The 17,149-nt window shown below is 47.0% G+C and carries 15 protein-coding genes and 1 pseudogene; 3 read left to right on the forward strand and 13 right to left on the reverse strand.

The window, feature by feature from the left end:
- Nucleotides 1-77: 77 nt before the first annotated feature.
- The 7 genes and pseudogenes from QUB13_RS29375 to QUB13_RS29405 form a co-directional block, all read right to left on the reverse strand.
- Nucleotides 78-1,472 (reverse strand): NYN domain-containing protein, encoded by a 1,395-nt coding sequence (locus tag QUB13_RS29375; protein WP_333118844.1) that lies wholly within the window; start codon nt 1,470-1,472, stop codon nt 78-80.
- A gap of 42 nt (nt 1,473-1,514) precedes the next feature.
- On the reverse strand, nt 1,515-2,786 hold the full coding sequence (locus QUB13_RS29380; RefSeq protein WP_333388364.1) for an APC family permease: 1,272 nt from the start codon (nt 2,784-2,786) through the stop codon (nt 1,515-1,517).
- Between the two features lie 140 nt (nt 2,787-2,926).
- Nucleotides 2,927-3,778, reverse strand: a complete 852-nt coding sequence (gene pstB / locus QUB13_RS29385; RefSeq protein WP_333388367.1) for a phosphate ABC transporter ATP-binding protein PstB — start codon at nt 3,776-3,778, stop codon at nt 2,927-2,929.
- 56 nt (nt 3,779-3,834) lie between these two features.
- Complete coding sequence (gene pstA / locus QUB13_RS29390; RefSeq protein ID WP_333388370.1) at nt 3,835-4,815, reverse strand: phosphate ABC transporter permease PstA; 981 nt, start codon at nt 4,813-4,815, stop codon at nt 3,835-3,837.
- A gap of 70 nt (nt 4,816-4,885) precedes the next feature.
- Nucleotides 4,886-5,887, reverse strand: coding sequence for a phosphate ABC transporter permease subunit PstC (gene pstC / locus QUB13_RS29395; RefSeq protein ID WP_333388373.1), 1,002 nt, complete (start codon nt 5,885-5,887; stop codon nt 4,886-4,888).
- 277 nt (nt 5,888-6,164) lie between these two features.
- Nucleotides 6,165-7,193, reverse strand: a complete 1,029-nt coding sequence (gene pstS / locus QUB13_RS29400; RefSeq protein ID WP_333388376.1) for a phosphate ABC transporter substrate-binding protein PstS — start codon at nt 7,191-7,193, stop codon at nt 6,165-6,167.
- Nucleotides 7,194-8,082: 889 nt separating this feature from the next.
- Nucleotides 8,083-8,610: pseudogene (locus tag QUB13_RS29405) on the reverse strand (IS1/IS1595 family N-terminal zinc-binding domain-containing protein); the annotation flags it as partial.
- Between the two features lie 170 nt (nt 8,611-8,780).
- Here QUB13_RS29405 and QUB13_RS29410 point away from each other — a divergent pair.
- Nucleotides 8,781-10,289 (forward strand): UbiD family decarboxylase, encoded by a 1,509-nt coding sequence (locus QUB13_RS29410; protein WP_333388379.1) that lies wholly within the window; start codon nt 8,781-8,783, stop codon nt 10,287-10,289.
- 291 nt (nt 10,290-10,580) lie between these two features.
- Here the strand turns inward: QUB13_RS29410 and QUB13_RS29415 are convergent, their stop codons facing one another.
- From QUB13_RS29415 to QUB13_RS29430, 4 genes are all read right to left on the reverse strand, one after another.
- Nucleotides 10,581-12,875 (reverse strand): tetratricopeptide repeat protein, encoded by a 2,295-nt coding sequence (locus tag QUB13_RS29415; protein WP_333388381.1) that lies wholly within the window; start codon nt 12,873-12,875, stop codon nt 10,581-10,583.
- A 104-nt stretch (nt 12,876-12,979) separates the two neighbouring features.
- Nucleotides 12,980-13,471 (reverse strand): hypothetical protein, encoded by a 492-nt coding sequence (locus QUB13_RS29420; protein WP_333388384.1) that lies wholly within the window; start codon nt 13,469-13,471, stop codon nt 12,980-12,982.
- 212 nt (nt 13,472-13,683) lie between these two features.
- Entirely contained in the window at nt 13,684-13,896 is a 213-nt protein-coding gene (locus QUB13_RS29425) for a helix-turn-helix domain-containing protein (protein ID WP_190739924.1), read from the reverse strand.
- 20 nt (nt 13,897-13,916) lie between these two features.
- Entirely contained in the window at nt 13,917-14,129 is a 213-nt protein-coding gene (locus tag QUB13_RS29430; RefSeq protein WP_193974922.1) for a helix-turn-helix domain-containing protein, read from the reverse strand.
- Between the two features lie 127 nt (nt 14,130-14,256).
- Between QUB13_RS29430 and QUB13_RS29435 the strand changes: the two genes are divergently transcribed.
- Nucleotides 14,257-14,499 (forward strand): hypothetical protein, encoded by a 243-nt coding sequence (locus tag QUB13_RS29435; RefSeq protein ID WP_333388387.1) that lies wholly within the window; start codon nt 14,257-14,259, stop codon nt 14,497-14,499.
- 237 nt (nt 14,500-14,736) lie between these two features.
- Nucleotides 14,737-15,528 carry a DUF4058 family protein gene (locus QUB13_RS29440; RefSeq protein ID WP_333388390.1) on the forward strand — a complete coding sequence of 264 codons (792 nt, stop codon included), beginning with the start codon at nt 14,737-14,739 and terminating at the stop codon, nt 15,526-15,528.
- Between the two features lie 99 nt (nt 15,529-15,627).
- Here QUB13_RS29440 and QUB13_RS29445 read toward each other — a convergent pair whose 3' ends face one another.
- Both QUB13_RS29445 and QUB13_RS29450 read right to left on the reverse strand, forming a co-directional pair.
- Complete coding sequence (locus QUB13_RS29445) at nt 15,628-16,326, reverse strand: energy-coupling factor ABC transporter ATP-binding protein (protein ID WP_333388393.1); 699 nt, start codon at nt 16,324-16,326, stop codon at nt 15,628-15,630.
- Entirely contained in the window at nt 16,323-16,595 is a 273-nt protein-coding gene (locus QUB13_RS29450) for a hypothetical protein (RefSeq protein ID WP_194012426.1), read from the reverse strand. Before QUB13_RS29450 ends, QUB13_RS29445 begins: the two co-directional genes overlap by 4 nt.
- Nucleotides 16,596-17,149: the final 554 nt, after the last annotated feature.

Below are 17,149 nucleotides of genomic sequence, written 5' to 3' on the forward strand. Positions count from 1 at the left end.
CCAATAACCAATAACCAATAACCAATAACCAATAACCAATAACCAATAACCAATAACCAATAACCAATAACCAATAATTAATTTAGGGAAACTTGCCAGCCTTTTTCGCTTTTTTTTAGCTTGAGAGAAGTGCATGATTGCAAAAAGTTAGGGAGTTTTCTGCCAAAATTAAACTCTTTAATTGTTTGGGTAATTTGTTTGCCGTATTGTCTGTGAAATTCGCTGCCTACATTGGAGAGAAATACAGAATTTTGAGGAGAGTTATCGGTTAAATCGCCAACTATTTTGACTATAGCTTTTTCCAAGTCTTCGAGAGAATTAATATTGGTTAAGCTGGTCGGTGCTGCTTGGGTGTGATTCACATTTTCTTTGTTAAGTATGGGCGGTGGGGGGGGCGATTTAACTTCAAAGAGAGTGACATAAGTTTGAGATTTTTCTGAGGGTTTGTGAAGAACAAAATCGGTGGGATATTTGAGAAATATATCTCTGGTTTTAGTTCCTAGGAGATGCTGGGAAACTATTTGACTTAGGACTAAACCGTAATTTTCTGTAAATAAAGCTGAAATTCTGGAAATTTTAATCCACTGGGTTGAGGTGAGTTTTTGCTCTTTTTTGATTAATTCTTTTAGCTGAATAACTAATTGTTCTACGGGTGTTATTTCGGGTAAAGTCACGAGGGAATGGGTTTCCACTTGTCCGGTTTTACTGTTTAAAACTATGATTTGATCTATTTGCTTGCGGACTTGAAAGACGGTTAATCCGTGGGCTTGCAGTGTATTGCTGAGGTGGGTGAGGGCGCGATCGGACGAACAGACAAAAATCTCTTTTGCTGTGGGATAATGTACGAAAATTGATGCGCCTACTGTTGCCATTTTTAAGTCGGCGCTGTCTTTGCCGGGGGGGACGTGAATCAGTTGATAGCCGCGCTGGTGAAATTCGGCATCTTTTTTGCCCATGCTGCGCCAGTTGGCAAAGGCTACTTTGATTTGGATGGGATAGTGGCAAATTCCTTCTAGGAATTTTTCGGTTTCGATGGTGAGTTGCAAGTTTTCGACATCTAGCAGCAAGATGGCTATGCCGACAGGAAGCGAATGTGTTTGATTTGCGGTGGGAGTTGGAGGTTTTGGGGAAAGTGAGTTTTGTGATGGGGCTGTGGCTAGCTGCTGAATTTGGGCAAATATTTTGCTGAATTGAGATGAATTAATGAATTCTGGAATCAGCAGAATTTGGAGATATTTTTTGGCAGTCTGCAGCAGGGATTTGGTATCGCTGGCTACTTGGAAACTTTTGGTCAATTTTTCAATCAAAACTGACTGAAAATCAGGTTTGGCCCAGGGGGTTTTCCTGTATTTTTCAGCTATCCATTCGGGATGTTGTTCCTGAATGGCAATTAGTGTTTGAGCGATATAGCGACTGATGGCGCTGAATGCGACTGATTCTTGAGTGGCTAGGAAGGAAGTTCGATCGGGCATGGCCCTCTACAATGCGGGATGGTGTCTCAATCTATCATAATGTTAGTTTCTTGTCGGCTGCCGGACGATCGCCCGCAAAACCCAACCTGCTGCAATTAACGCCAATCCAGTCAGCCAAATTTCCCTCTCCACCCAGAAAGCCAGAAACAGACACGCAGCCAATCCAACCCAAGCCAGCCACTGCGGGTAAAGTCTTTCTGCGGGGGGAATCTGCAGCGCTGCGAGGTTGGTGATGGCGTAGTAGATCAAAACGCTAAAGGCGCTGAATGACCAAGTGGTTTTGACATCGCCGACTAAAATTAAAAGTGCGATCGTAATTTCGACAAATACCACAGCCACATAGGGCGTTGTGCCCGAGGGATTCAGCCGCGCCAAGACTCTGGGCACATCCAGCCGCCGCCCCATCGCCAGCCAGACGCGCGACAAGCCTAAAATTAGGTTCAGCAATACTCCCAGCATGGCAGTAATTGCCCCGACGGCTAGCAGTTGCGAAACTCCCGGAGTGGGGAAACTGCGGGCGAGGACTTCCAAGGGTGCAGCCGCAGCGCCTGCTTGCAGGGACAATTTATCAGCTCCCCCCGCGCCTGCGACAACTATTGCTACCGCCATGTAAAGCACCATTGTCAGCACCAAAGTAAAAATTATGGCTTTAGGAATGGTTTTACTCGGTTCCCGCACTTCCTCGCTCATTGTGGCGATGCGGCCGTAACCGGTGTAGGCGACAAACATTAGGGCGGTGGCGTGGAGGATGGAGCCGATCGAACTATCATTTTGTACAGTGGCTATTTCCCATCTGATTTCTGGCAAACCTGTAGCGATAAACACAGCCAGAGATAAGAGTGTAACTGAGACTGTGACAGTATTGGCAATATTCGATCGCCTGATTCCCGTCAAGACAATTAAAGTTAGGGCGGCGAGGGCGATTAATGCTGTTAGGATCAGGTAAGTGCGATCAGCTACACCAACTGCATTTAAAAAATACCCTGCAAAACCCAAAGCAGCAGTAGCAGCCGAAGCCGTTTTAGCTAACAAAAACATCCAGCCGGCTGTAAAACCCAGCCAAGGATTGAGATATTTGTAACCATATTCATAAGTACCGCCACTAACAGGGTGATTGGCCGCCAATTGAGCGCTATTCAGGCCATTGCAAACAGCAACCAAAGCAGCGATACCCACAGCCAAAATCACTCCCGGCCCGGCAATTTCCGCCGCAATTCCGATACTCACAAATACTCCCGTACCAAGAATCGAGCCCAGGCCCATGAGAGTTGCGCCAAAAACACCCAATTCTCGCTTTAAAAGTGGGGGAGACATAACTATAGCGGTTTTCTGTTCAGTGCCATACTGATATTAGCAGGACTAAAGCTTTTGTCACGTTGAAACAGGTTTGTAGTTGCGCTTCAGCGCCGGCCGGCGCTGAAGCGCAACTACAAACCTAAAAAAGAACTTTGGTATTAACCGAAACGACCTTGAATGTAATCTCTCGTACTCGAATTGCCTGCAGAAGTAAAAATCTTACTTGTGGGGCCAAATTCCACCAGGCGGCCGATGCGACTTTCATCAGTATTAAAAAATGCCGTGTAATCAGAAACACGAGCAGCCTGCTGCATATTGTGGGTCACAATCACAACAGTTAACTGCTGGCGTAGAGTCTGAAATAACTCCTCAATCTTCATCGTTGAAATCGGATCTAGAGCAGAACAAGGTTCATCCATCAGCAAAATTTTTGGCTGCACAGCCAAAGCGCGAGCAATACAAAGTCGCTGCTGCTGTCCCCCCGAAATCCCCTGAGCCGACTTCTTCAAATCGTCTTTGACTTCATTCCAAAGCGCCGCACTTTTCAGTGCAGATTCCACAATTTCATCTAATTCTGCTTTGCTTTTGCGACCAAAAATCCTCACCCCGTAAGCAATATTATCGTAGATGCTCAGCGGAAAAGGATTTGGTCTTTGAAACACCATCCCAATTTGGCGGCGCAAACTATTAATGTTTACTTTCTGGCTATAAATATCCTGTCCAAAAAACTCTACTCTTCCTTTAACTTGAACTTTTCCCTCCAATTCACCAATACGGTTTAGAGCTTTGAGAAAAGTAGATTTTCCGCAACCAGAAGGGCCAATAATAGCAGTAACTTGTGGGTGAGGGATATTTATCGATAAATTTTCTAATACTTTTTGAGTTCCGTAATAAAAACTCAAGTCCTGAACTCGCAGTGCAGGCATTGCATTGGGGTCAATTTCCGGGGTGGTATCGTCTAGGAATTGATCTGTAGAGTTGGCGGATTTCAAGTTAGCTTTAGGTTTCATTATTTGCCTAGTTATAGTGTTAATATTTGACTGATAAATGCACTTGAGTTATTGATTTATCGATTTTGCAAGCGTTTCCGAGTTACTGTACGGGATGCGACGCTAGCAATCAAAACCATGCCCAAAAGGACAGATGCAGCAGTCCAGGCCAATTCGTTCTGCTCCTTGTAAGGAGAGCTGGCGTAGCTATATATTAATACCGACATAGAAGGAGTCGGAGTCAGCAGTGTCTCGGGAATTTCTTTGAGTTTTGAGATAGTTTCTGCACCTATGGGGGACTGCATTATCTCGCCCAATTTATCAACTAAAGGAGGCCAAAATTGACTCGACAACGCCGTTACAATCAGCGGTGCGGTTTCGCCGGCGGCCCGGGAAGCAGCGAGTAAAACACCTGTGGTAATAGTTGGGAGTGCTGAGGGAATAATAATCCGAAACATCGTTTGAAAGCGTCCGCCTCCCAAACCAGCAGAAGCGAGGCGGTAAGAAGTAGGCACTAATTTTAATGCTTGTTCTGTTGTCAGAGCAACAACTGGAAGCATGATGATGCCGAGGGCAAAACCGCCTGCTAATGCTGAAAATGCTTTGGTGGTAACGACAATTAGGGCGTAGGAAAAGACGCCAACTACGATCGAGGGAACGCTGCTGAGAATAACAGTGATAAAGCGGATGCTGTTGGCGAGTGCTTTGTTTTCTCTACCAAACTCGGAAAAAAATATTCCCGTCATTACGCCGATTGGGACACTAAATAACGTAGCAATTCCTACCATTAAACCTGTCCCAAGAATCGCATTTGCAAAGCCGTTGGGCTGGTCTTCAACTCCAACGGGTGCTGGTAGAGACACTAGCACTTCCCAGCTCAAATGTGTGAGTCCTTCTCCCAGGATTTTGTATAAGATAGCAAACAAAGGGAGCAGGGCCATAGCTGTCAGAGCGAAAGCGATAACTGTCATCCCCCGGCTGAAAAAATTTCGGCTTAGCGACAGGGGATTGTTGATTTCTGCATCCAGAATACTGTTTGATTTTTTTACTTGAGTCATGGGATTTTAGATTTTAGATTAATCCAGCGGATAAATCCGGGGGCTTGTAACCAAAACGCTTTCGATGATGTTAATTTTTAGCTCCCTTGACGCCGATTAGCTGAACTAGCAATACTGCGATCGCATTTACCAACAAAGTGATCGCAAATAAAATTAGGGCTAAATACATCAAAGCGCCGATGTGCAGCGGTTCGAGAGCTTCCCGAAATTGACTCGCCAAAACAGCAGGAATTGAGTAGCTGGGAGCGAGCAGGGATGGATTGATTTGAATCGAGTTGCCAATCACCATTGTGACGGCCATTGTTTCTCCTAAAGCGCGTCCCAAGGCTAAGATGGTGGCGCCGATAATTCCTGAACTAGCTGCTGGTAATAACAGCTTAAATATCGTTTCCCAGCGGGTGGCACCGAGGGACATGGAAGCACTTCGCAAATCTACTGGAACTGACATCAATACATCGCGGCTGATGGCGGCTACTGTTGGCAAAATCATAATCGATAACAGTATTCCGGCCGGCAGCATTCCGGGGCCTAAAGGTTCGCTGCTGAACAGGGGAAACCAACTGAAATTATCGAACAATGACTGCTGTAATGGCAACAAAAAGGGAATCAAAACAAAGATTCCCCACAGGCCAACTATCACGCTGGGAATAGCCGAGATTAATTCAACCATGAATCCCAAGGGCGATCGCACCCAAACGGGTAAGAAGTTCTCGCTAGTAACTATAGCTACTGACAGCCCTAAAGGAAGTGCGATGATTATGCCGATCGCAGAACTAATTACAGTACCGTAAATAAACGGCAAAGCCCCAAACTGCAACTCGCCGATATCCCACTTGGGATTCCACAAGAAGGAGAGCCCAAAATGGCTAATAGCTGGCCAAGCATCTTTAAAAATTATCGCACTCATCCAAAACAGCGTACCCGCTGTCGCTAAGGCAAAAGTCCATACAAATAGTGTAAATCCTGACTCCATCCATAGACTTTCACCAGCAGTATCTGTCAAATCCAGTGCTGTGTTTTTTTCTGTCGGTTGCCGAGTCAAGTTTTTCTGTTTTTTTGAAAGATTGGTCATAGCCGATTTAGTATGCAAATAGCGAAATATTTGCTTGAAAGATGAGTAATTCTAATGAGCTTGTAGGTGCATTTGTAGCGAATTCTAGATCCCCCTAAATCCCCCTTAATAAGGGGGACTTTGAACCCTAACCCCCTTATTAAGGGGGACTTTGAACCATCTTGTGCCCCCCTTGTTAAGGGGGGTTAGGGGGAGCGAGGATCTAGGGGAGAGCGAAAGGAATGTAAAATTTAGATGGGCCTCAGCTTAACTCATAACTCCCTGCGATCGCCCTCTCTTAACCTCTGGCAACCACACTCTGATTAACTGTTTGAATCACCTTTTGAGCTGTAGCGGTCGGAATTTGAGTATACTCTAGCTGTTTGTTGATACCTTGACCTGTAGTCATCACCCAATTAACCATCTTTTTAATAGCATCTGCTTTTGCAGCAGGATACTGTTTGTAGATTAACAGCCAAGTCAAACCAACAATCGGATAACCGTCGTTAGGATTTCCTTCAACTAAGCGGAAGTCTGCGGGGAATTTTTCCCCTGCCAAAGCTTTTTCTGCTTCAGACAAACTAGGATCTACAAACCTACCAGCTTTATTTTGAATAAATGCTGTTTGGAGATTGTTTTGCCGAGCATAAGTATCTTGAACGTAGCCGATCGCACCCGCTGTATTCTTCACCAAAGCAGCTACGCCGGGGTTTCCTTGACCGCTGACAGGGCTTCCAGGCCACTTCGGTTGCGCGGCAGCTTTGATGCTGCTACCAGTTGCCTGCAAGTGATTAGCAAAAATAAAGCTAGTACCGCTGCTGTCTGCCCGTACAGCTACTCGAATCGCAGTATTTGGCAAGCCTTTAGCTTGTCCAGAAATTCCGGCTATTTTAGCATCGTTCCAGCGAGTAATTTTCCCTTCAAAGATGCCTTTCATGGCATCCTTATTTAGCCTCAGATTGTTCACTCCGGGCAAGTTGTAAACAACTGCAACAGCGCCGCCAGCAGTCGGAATCGCCATAACGCCACGCTTTACCTCAGCGATTTGTGCAGCAGTCATCAGCGCGTCGCTGCCTGCGAAATCAACAGTGCCTGTAATTAATGCTTTGATGCCAGCACCGCTGCCGGTTCCTTCGTAGTTTACAGTAATTTGATTTGCACTTCTCATCTGAGAGAAGTAGCGATCGTAAAGAGGTTTAGGGAAAGTTGCTCCCGAACCGTTTAGTGTGACAGCAGCTACAGCGGAACTAATCAAAGTCAGCGAAAATGCCGCTGCTGCTAGTGTCACTATAAAACCACGTCGCCAACGTCCTGTGAAAAAATTCATACTCCTCCTCTCCCTTAATAGCCGGCTTTGCAAATCTCCTCCATAGGATAGACTGAAATCCCAAACGAAAGGGATATAAAAGAATAAGCTTGTTTTAAATTTTGGTTAATTTTAGATTAAATAATAAAAGAATAAGCTTGTTTTAAATTTTGGTTAATTTTAGATTAAATTTTCAGACAGAAGAATCAGAGACCGGATTTCTTAAATAAGTCAGGGAGCTTACTGTGCGATCGCCACTTGATGATTCTTACCCTTTTTCTGAACTTTCAATTTTTGGAAAGATCGCCACTTGATGTTCCTGACCGATTAATTTTACTTGAAAAACCCCCGATTCCGACTGCAAATATTTGATTAAACTGGATTTTTTCCCAAAAAATTGTTTTACAACTAAATCAGCATGAGATTGATACTTAGCCAAAAAGATTTTCTTGATTTTGACCAGAGGAATAGCATCCTTTTTTAACTCAATTTTTGCAGTTTCAATTATTTGTAAAAGTATAGTTTTTAAAACATCCAGCGACTCAATAGCATTTGAATTCACATCTGGAATTATTTCTAGCAAATTTTGATTAACAGCAACAGAAACAAAAGATACTTCAGGTGCCGGGGGAACTTCGTTTTGTGCTGAATCCGACAGTGCTGCTGCATGGGAAGTTGTAGAATTGAAAGCCACAGTACGGCGCTCTTGAAAAAGCTCAGCCACCGTAGAAAAACGAGCGATTCGCTCATCAATAGATTTGTGTTCAGCCTTCAACAACTCTGCAACTTGATTAGCCAATTCTTCAAAACTAGGGATTTCCTCTTCCCTTTCGCAAGAATAGTGCTTGCTCTCACCATTCTGACAGTTTTCTACAGACAAAACAGAATTTTGCCGACGCACCCGAAAGACAGTCACTCCCTGATTTTGCAATTGATTGCAAAGATGATTTAACAAACCATCAGAAGAACAGACCAAAACTTGTCGGACATCCCGATATCGATATAAAATAGCAGCGCCAAAAGCAATCATTTTACCATCAGCACTATTAGAACCGCCCGGAACGTGAATCAGTTCGTAACCGCGATCGTAAAGTTCAGCATCCAACTTGCCGATACTCTGGTTTTTCCAGTTAGCAAAAGCAATTTTAACTTGCAGGGGATAGTCGCACAAACTGGCTAAAAATTGTTCTGTATAAACGTTAAGTTTCAGATTTTCGGCATCTAACAGCAAAATCGCAATCCCGCAGGACTCTGTGGTAGTTGCAGGGGCGATTTCCTTCGCGATAGCTACGCTTAACCGTGTTTCGGTGCATTGGCGACTTAAAGACTGCGGACTCAACTGCTCAACGAATTGTTTGCGACAAGCCTTGCAAAGATACCGCTGCTGACCGTTGGGACGGCCATTTTTACTGAGTTGGTCTGATTCGCATCTTGGACATTTCATTTAACCATTATTACAGCCGGCTCCCTCAGCAGCAAAAAATTACCTATCTTCTTTTTGTTCTTGCTTCGCGCCCTTCGCGTCTTCGCGGTTCATTAAACACCTATCCCTTGAGCAGTTCAGAAGCCCCATAATAGTAAAAGAAACTTAACATTTATTTAAACACAATGGCTAGAGACTTGCGGGGATTCCTCAAACTACTCGAAGAAAGGGGACAACTGCGCCGAATTAGCGCCTTAGTCGATTCCGACCTCGAAATTGCCGAAATTTCCAACCAAATGCTAGTCAAGGGCGGGCCTGGACTGCTGTTTGAAAACGTCAAAGGGGCAGATTTCCCCGTCGCGATTAACCTGTTGGGCACGGAAGAACGGGTTTGCTGGGCGATGAACATGGAAAAGCCGATCGAACTAGAAGAGCTCGGCAAAAAATTGGGAATGCTACAACAGCCAAAACCTCCGAAAAAGATATCCCAAGCCATAGAATTCGGCAAAGTCTTGTTCGACGTAGTGAAAGCCAAACCGGGGCGCGACTTCTTCCCAGCTTGTCAGCAAGTGGTGTTTGAAGGAGAAGGCGTGGATTTGAACAAAATCCCGATGATTCGCCCCTATCCGGGAGATGCGGGCAAAATTATCACCCTCGGTTTGGTAATTACCAAAGATTGCGAAACCGGCACGCCGAATGTCGGGGTTTATCGCTTGCAGTTGCAGTCAAAAAACACGATGACTGTCCACTGGTTATCTGTTCGAGGAGGCGCGCGGCACTTGCGGAAAGCGGCGCAGGCTGGTAAAAAATTGGAAGTTGCGATCGCCCTGGGAGTCGATCCTTTAATCATCCTCGCCGCAGCAACCCCAATTCCTGTAGATTTATCGGAATGGTTATTTGCCGGACTTTACGGCGGTTCCGGCGTGCAATTGGCGAAGTGCAAAACCGTAGATTTGGAAGTACCCGCAGACTCGGAAATCGTGTTAGAAGGAACGATTACGCCGGGGGAAGTTCTGCCCGACGGGCCCTTTGGGGATCACATGGGTTATTACGGCGGCGTGGAGGATTCGCCGCTGGTTCGGTTCAACTGCATGACACACCGGAAAGACCCGATTTATCTGACCACATTTAGCGGGCGGCCGCCGAAGGAAGAAGCTATGATGGCGATCGCGCTTAACCGTATTTATACGCCTATTTTGCGGCAGCAAGTATCGGAAATTGTCGATTTCTTCTTACCGATGGAAGCGCTGAGTTATAAAGCGGCAATTATCTCGATCGATAAAGCATATCCCGGTCAAGCGCGCCGGGCTGCTTTAGCATTTTGGAGTGCATTACCGCAGTTTACTTACACTAAGTTTGTGATTGTTGTGGATAAAAGTATCAACATTCGCGACCCGCGTCAAGTAGTGTGGGCAATTAGTTCTAAAGTCGATCCAGTTCGAGATGTATTTATTCTGCCGAATACGCCTTTTGACACGTTAGATTTTGCCAGTGAAAAGATTGGTTTGGGAGGCAGAATGGGGATTGATGCTACTACGAAGATGCCGCCGGAAACCGATCACGAATGGGGGGAAGTTTTGGAGTCCGATCCGGATGTGGCGGCGATGGTAGAAAGGCGTTGGGCTGAGTATGGTTTGGCCGATTTGAATTTGGGAGAAGTCGATCCGAATTTGTTTGGATATGAGATGAAGTAGGGGAATCAACCGTAAAATCTGACATATCGCACATCCTCGATCGACCTGTGGTGGCGGGTTTTTCCAACCCTTTATGACACAGATAGACAATCTCAAAAACCCGCCCCCACCCAAAGAAAAATCGCAATTTAGCTCTTTTTAATGCGATCGGGACTTATGCGCTTCGTCAGAGAAACCGGGTTTTTTGCCTTATCTGCAAGCTGTAACGAAGTATTCCCGCAAAAACCCGGTTTCTGGGCCCCATGCGTAAGTTTTGTAGGAAATTGGCAACAATCGCTCTAGCAGCAACAGCTACTCCGTCTCCCGAAGTCGCTTAAGCATTGCTTGCGTTGTTGGATGCTGGGAAAGTTGCGAGTCTTGACCCGCTGATATCGCCTGCTGGAGAAAATTAATGAAATTGCTCCAAACTTTTTGGGTGTGGGGGTGATTCTCTCCCAATCTGTTAAACAAGATTTCTAATGCTCCCAGAAAAAACGGTTCCGCCTCCGGGTAGCGTCCCATTGCATGGTACAGATTTGCCAGATTATTCAAACTCATAGCCGTATCGGGATGGTCGGCTCCTAGCTGCTGCTCTGTGATGGCAAGCGATCGCACATAAAAGGGTTCCGCGTCCGCGTAGCGTCCCATCGACTTGTACAGCCCTGCCAGACTGTTCAAACTCATAGCCGTATCGGGATGGTCGGCTCCTAGCTGCTGCTCGTAAATAGAGAGCGCTCGCACTAACAAGGGTTCCGCCTCCGAGTAGCGTCTCATTGCACGGTATAGCTCTGCCAGATTGTTCAAACTCTGAGCAGTATGGGGATGGTCGGCTCCTAGCTGCTGCTCCCAGATGGCGAGCGATCGCACTAATAACGGTTCCGCCTCCGCGTACCGTCCCGTTGCATAGTACAGAGTTGCCAGATTGTTCAAACTCATAGCCGTGTGGGGATGCTCGGCTCCGAGCTGCTGCTCTGTGATGGCGAGCGATCGCACTAATAACGGTTCCGCCTCCGAGTAGCGTCTCATTGCACTGTATAGCTCTGCCAGATTGTTCAAACTCTGAGCAGTATGGGGGTGGTCGGCTCCGAGCTGGTGCTCGTAAATAGAGAGCGATCGCACGAACAAGGGTTCCGCCTCCGCGTAGCGTCCTATTGCATAATACATCCCTGCCAGATTGTTCAAACTCATAGCCGTCTGGGGATGGTCAGCTCCGAGCTGTTGCTCCCAGATAAAGAGCGATCGCACATACAGGGGTTCGGCCTCCAGGTAGCGTCCCATTGCACGGTATAGCTCTGCCAGATTGTTCAAACTCGTTGCCGTGCCGGGATGGTCGGCTCCACAGCGTTGCTCTGTCATCTGGAGGCAAGCTTTGAACCATTTCTCCGCCTCTGCCCACAAACTCTGTCCCTGGGCAACCCACCCTAAGCTCGTGAAAGACCACACAGCATCATTATCTTCCAGCAAATGCGACCATTGCTCCGCCACCACCTCCAAATGAGGCAGCGCCTCCTTCACCCGTTCCTGCACCTTCAGCGTCACAGTCTGCGAAATCGTCTTCGCCACCGCTGTCAGCACCACTGCAAAGTTGCTCCGCAAAATCTCAGCATCGGCGTGTCCCTGCAATTTGGCCGCAAAAAACTCCCGAATCAAAGCATGAAGTTGATAGCGTGGCTGCACCAGCCCAGATTGAGCCGGATCAGAGCTTTCATCCTCCACCAGCGACAGCAAACTCTGTTCCAGCAGTTCGTAATCCCGACAATCCTCCAACTCCTCCTCATCCCAATCCGGCAAACACTCGGCTACCAATTCCCAAGGAATCGGAGCCAGAGCAAACACGCTCAGCAGACACCCCAGCGTCCGCGCCGGAGGTTTCAACTCCGCCCAGCTCAACTCAAAGGCTGCCGCCACTCCGCGCCTAGCCGTCATCCCAGCTTCCGCCTCCCGCAATGCCCGCGCCTCCAATCGTTGACCCTGCAACCGTTGCAGCATTTCTGCAAAAGACAGCGCCCGCTTGCGCCGCAGATAGCGCCCCACCAGTTCGATGCCCAAAGGCAAATAATCCAACCACTGACAAAGCGCTTGGGCATCTTCAAGCTGGGCATCAATCCGTCCCAGCCCGTTTCCCGGCAAATCCCCAGCCGTCAGCCGCAGCAACTTTAGCGCCGCCCCTGGTTTCAACACTTTTAACGGCAAACACCCCACAGGCGGCGGCACAATTTGTCGCGCTGTCAGCAACACTTTAAAGCGGGGATTTCTAGGCAGCAACCGCTGCACCGCGCGGTAATCGTTGACATCATCCAATACCAGCAGAGCATTGCCAGAGGTTTTTTTTGCCCATTCTTCGTAGCAAAACTGCAACCGTTCCTCCAGATTGTCGAGAGTATCCGGCGGCTGAATTCCCATTCGCAGCGCTTTCTGCAACACCTGCGGCGCTAAATCGATTTCCCGCACAAACACCCACCAAATCCCTGCTGGATAGGTGTTGTGTTCGCGGTGAAAAGTTGCATACTGCCATGCCAATTCTGTCTTGCCGATGCCGCCCATTCCCGACGCAGCGGCAATGGCAACGCGGCTTCCATCCTGCAACAATCCGTGCAATTGCTGCATCTCCTCATCCCGTCCGACAAAGTTTTTTGAACCGAGTTCCGAGGGAATATCGTATAGTTGGTAAAAACTTGTGAAACCTGGATTAAGTGTTTTTCGCTCCAGGTCTAGGACTTTTTTGCTAATACTTTAGCCCATTTCCGAAACGTTGGAAAATGCTGCTGTAAAAAATTCTCTGTATCCAATTCAGCCTCGTAGGAAATTCCCACAAACGGCGGAATGCTTGAGATTACGCCTTTAAGTTTCGCGGCCGCTGTCGCTCCCGGTTGGTTTAGCTTGTCCCGAATCTCCTGCAAAATCTGAATTACCTCATCGGGATACTGTCGCTGCACTTCAATTTGCCCAACTTCTTCTACTATCTCGGCAACAATATTCTCAGCCTCATGTTCGGGAATTTCTTCTGTTTTCGTTTGCCGAGCGAAAACCTGCCAATAATCATTTTCCTGCTCCCGAATCTCCTTGCGTAGCTCTCGGATCTGCAGTTTAATTCGGATCTTTTCTTCTTGCGGTGCTAAATTTAGAGCCTTCTGCTTGCCCACTAATTGCTCTTGCAGCAATTCCAAGTTTTCTTCTATGTCAGACAGACGATTAATTGGCATTGATATAACTCCGGCAGACTGAATAACTCCTGACTCTAGTCTACAGCCGGAAAATTCCAATATCCATATTTTTACTGCAAAGAGCGACAAATCAGTTTGTTTTCGACGCACTCCGACTCCTCGAAACCGGGTTTTTTACTGAATCGGCGGGCTGTAACGAAGTCTGATGCAAAAAAACCCGGTTTCTGACCACCCGTGCGTAAGTCCTAAGCTTAATTTTCCAAAACCTCAACCAAATCTTCGATCATCAAATCGAAGACAGCAGCAAGTTTCTGCAAAGCCGTATAGTCCACCGTTGCCATTTTGGGAGCTTGGGCGTATTTTTTAACCGTGCTGTAGGGAATTCCCGTTCTGTCAGAGACTTCTTTCAGCGTCCAACCCTTTTCCTCAGCTAGTTCTCGAACTCGCAACCGTATTAGCCCCATCTTCCCGCTGACAAATCAGTTTACTGTTCCAAAATCTCAACTAAATCTTCGATCGCAATATCGAACGCACGGGCCATCTTGTCCAAAGCTGTGTAGTCAACAGTTGCCATACCTTGAGAGTTCGCATAGGTAATAATCGTGGTATATGGAATACCTGTTCTTTTGGAGACTTCTGTCAGATTCCAACCCTTCTCTTGAGCAAATTCTCGAACTCGCAGCCTAATTCGTCCCATTCCCTCTTGACAACACTCGAGTATTCGTGTTGAATATAAACTATAAACAAGCGATCGCCCTTGATTTCTGAGGTCGCAGAGCGATCGCCTTTCATTCACCACCCACAAAAGTGGGAAGGATTTTCCTATGATACCAAAACAAGTCACTTATCGCGATCGACTTCAACCTTGGTGCATAATTCGCCACCTCCCCAACTGTCAGCGCTTAACAGTCGCCCGTTTCAGCCGCCGCCCCGATGCCGAATCTTACCTAAATGCACTGCGCCGCTTAATGCCCGCAGTCCCGCATACAATTGTTTTCGTGAATGCGCTGTCTGTCTTAGATGAAAACAGCGTTCCAATTCCAATGCAATTGTCGATCGAAAGTTAATGCGATCGAACTGATATGTTGCATTTGTTGCCATATTCCGGCAGGGGTTTAAACCACCGAGGGAATATGGCAATAAGTGCAAGATGTGCGATCGAACCTATTATTGCAAAAGGTCGATCGAGCCTTCAGTCATCATCTGCAACAAGCAAAGCTATGCCCTAAAACCTGTTGGCAAGCCATTCGCGTCAGAAAAGTATTGTTAAACTGGAAATAGACTTGAGTCAAGGAGTCAAATCAATGCCATCTCCCTTTCCCGGTATGGACCCGTATTTAGAGCATCCCGAACTCTGGCCTGGGATGCATAACTTGCTGATTAGTGAAATTTTCAGGTTTTTATCTCCCCAACTGCGTCCTAAGTATTTAGTGTCGCTGGAAGTGAGAATCTATGAAACTGCTGACGACGATTTATCAGTCATTGGCATTCCCGACGTAACTGTAATGCAGCCACAAACTGCAACAGAAACAACAGAATCAAACGTAGCAGTTGCAGCACCGCCTACACAACCATTAACAGTAACTCTTCCCATACCTTACACGCTTCGAGAAGCTTATTTAGAAATTAGAGAAAGGGGGGAAAAAGAATTGATAACAGTAATTGAAATTCTCTCTCCTACGAATAAGCGAACAGGCAAAGGGCGACAAATGTACGAAGAAAAGCGAGAAGAAATTTTAGGTAGTCGCACTCATTTAATAGAAATAGATTTATTGCGGCGCGGTCAAAAAATGCCAATTCTTGAAAACAATATTGATAGTCACTATCGCGTTTTGGTGTGTCGGGGAAATCGCCGTCCCAGAGCTGATTTGTATGCTTTTAACCTGCAAAACCCGATTCCTGCCTTTCCTTTACCGCTGCGATCGGGCGACACGGAACCTGTAATCAATTTGCAGGAATTATTTACTGAAATTTACGACATCGCAAGTTACGACCTCAAGATAGATTATCGCAACTGGGAAGTCATACCAGCGCTGTCCGAAGCCGATACAATTTGGGCAAATGCTTGGTTGCGCGATCGAGGATTGCGAGATTGATTTGGCCTGCAGCCATTCTCTTAGTCTGCAGAGGCAGACTTCGTTTTTGTAGAAGCGATTTCCCTCGCAGAATGACTTAATTCTCAAATTGCTCGATCGCTAAGCATCCTGACTTTGCATCAGCCGCTGCTTCAAACGTGCCGGATCTCCCCGATCGACAACTTGGCCCTTTTCCAACAAAAAAGCCCCATCACAATAATTCAACTCATCCAAACGATGAGTCACCCACAAAGCAGTAATCCCGCGATTTTTCACCAACCGCTGCACCGCCGCCACCAAATCCAACTGAGAATCAGGATCTAACAAAGCCGTCGGTTCATCCAACAGCAAAATTTCGCAGTGACGGGCGATCGCCCCAGCCAAAGCAATCCGCTGCTTCTGTCCCCCACTCAAAGCATAAATCGGCCGCCGTTGCAAATCCAGCAAATTCACAGCCTCCAAAGCCTCAGCCACCCTCTCGCGCACCTGAAGATTAGAAAGCTTTTCCTCCACCAAACCAAAAGCCACATCCGCACCCACCGTCGGCATCACCAACTGGTGATCCGGGTTTTGGAACACAAAACCCACACGCCCGCCCAGATCAATTTCGCCCGACTGGGGGTGCAGCAGCCCAGCCATCAGCCTCAGCAGCGTAGATTTGCCGCTACCGTTAGTACCCAAAAGCATCCAAAACTCGCCCTTTGGTACATCCAGAGAGCAACCTTGCAAAACTCGATCGCCCGACGGCCAGCAAAAACCCAAATCCCGCACAGCAACCGCTGACTGGCCCATACCGGCACCAACACCCCCAGCCCTCATTCTCCTAATGTCATCGAGACAAAACCGGGAGCCCTACCTGAAGAAGCCGCCCCCGATTTCTGAGAAATCACCACCCCAGAAATCTCGCTGCTGAGCACAGCTACCTTTTTCTCAGGATTTTTCTCGCAAGTGAGTTCCAAAATTTGCGGTTGCGAGTTGCGAATCGCTTCTACAACCTGCTGGTAAACAGCCTCAGCGTCCTCGGCTAGCTTCCGCTGCACCGACAGCGAGACGGGCGTGTTCTTCACAATCATGTCAATGCTGAACATATAGTCTTAAAAACCTAAGTTTGGAACTCTCTCCTCAGTATATATAGATGTAACGAAGTATTGTGTAGAAAAAACCCAGTTTCTGTAGCGCAATACTCGTGAGTGCGCGCCCAGCAGGGCGCGGGAGCATTTGCGCGCCAGCATTTTAGCGTGTCCTCACGAACTCTTCGAGCTCCTATAACCAGCGCTGTAGGAGGACAGCACTAAAATAAAAAAATGCTTTTTGCCAAGCCCTAGATGCTCGCATTCCCGGTTGATTCGAGAACTTCGAGAACTTCCGAGGACAAGTCAAAATCAGGAAGTTATTTAAGAAAGACTTGCTTTTGTAAAGAATTACCTTTATAATTCTGAATACGGTAAAGAAAAGTAAACTCTGTTCATAATCCTACTTGTTTTCTGCTAAGCAGAGGCAACGGTAGCAGACTGATGATTAGAGAAAAATCCGTTGTAATTATATCTATTTGGAGATTTGCGTAAATGACAATCGCAGTCGGACGCGCCCAGACCGAAAGAGGCATCTTTGATGTACTCGACGACTGGCTTAAGCGCGATCG

This window comes from Microcoleus sp. B4-D4 (assembly GCF_036705185.1).
Taxonomy (GTDB): Bacteria; Cyanobacteriota; Cyanobacteriia; order Cyanobacteriales; family Microcoleaceae; genus Microcoleus.

Bases quoted from the DNA above. Each gene is read 5' to 3' on its own strand.
- QUB13_RS29375 (WP_333118844.1), bottom strand. From the start codon at position 1,472: ATGCCCGATCGAACTTCCTTCCTAGCCACTCAAGAATCAGTCGCATTC.
- QUB13_RS29380 (WP_333388364.1), bottom strand. From the start codon at position 2,786: ATGTCTCCCCCACTTTTAAAGCGAGAATTGGGTGTTTTTGGCGCAACT.
- pstB (WP_333388367.1), bottom strand. From the start codon at position 3,778: ATGAAACCTAAAGCTAACTTGAAATCCGCCAACTCTACAGATCAATTC.
- pstA (WP_333388370.1), bottom strand. From the start codon at position 4,815: ATGACTCAAGTAAAAAAATCAAACAGTATTCTGGATGCAGAAATCAAC.
- pstC (WP_333388373.1), bottom strand. From the start codon at position 5,887: ATGACCAATCTTTCAAAAAAACAGAAAAACTTGACTCGGCAACCGACA.
- pstS (WP_333388376.1), bottom strand. From the start codon at position 7,193: ATGAATTTTTTCACAGGACGTTGGCGACGTGGTTTTATAGTGACACTA.
- QUB13_RS29410 (WP_333388379.1), top strand. From the start codon at position 8,781: ATGGCTAGAGACTTGCGGGGATTCCTCAAACTACTCGAAGAAAGGGGA.
- QUB13_RS29415 (WP_333388381.1), bottom strand. From the start codon at position 12,875: ATGCAGCAATTGCACGGATTGTTGCAGGATGGAAGCCGCGTTGCCATT.
- QUB13_RS29420 (WP_333388384.1), bottom strand. From the start codon at position 13,471: ATGCCAATTAATCGTCTGTCTGACATAGAAGAAAACTTGGAATTGCTG.
- QUB13_RS29425 (WP_190739924.1), bottom strand. From the start codon at position 13,896: ATGGGGCTAATACGGTTGCGAGTTCGAGAACTAGCTGAGGAAAAGGGT.
- QUB13_RS29430 (WP_193974922.1), bottom strand. From the start codon at position 14,129: ATGGGACGAATTAGGCTGCGAGTTCGAGAATTTGCTCAAGAGAAGGGT.
- QUB13_RS29435 (WP_333388387.1), top strand. From the start codon at position 14,257: ATGATACCAAAACAAGTCACTTATCGCGATCGACTTCAACCTTGGTGC.
- QUB13_RS29440 (WP_333388390.1), top strand. From the start codon at position 14,737: ATGCCATCTCCCTTTCCCGGTATGGACCCGTATTTAGAGCATCCCGAA.
- QUB13_RS29445 (WP_333388393.1), bottom strand. From the start codon at position 16,326: ATGAGGGCTGGGGGTGTTGGTGCCGGTATGGGCCAGTCAGCGGTTGCT.
- QUB13_RS29450 (WP_194012426.1), bottom strand. From the start codon at position 16,595: ATGTTCAGCATTGACATGATTGTGAAGAACACGCCCGTCTCGCTGTCG.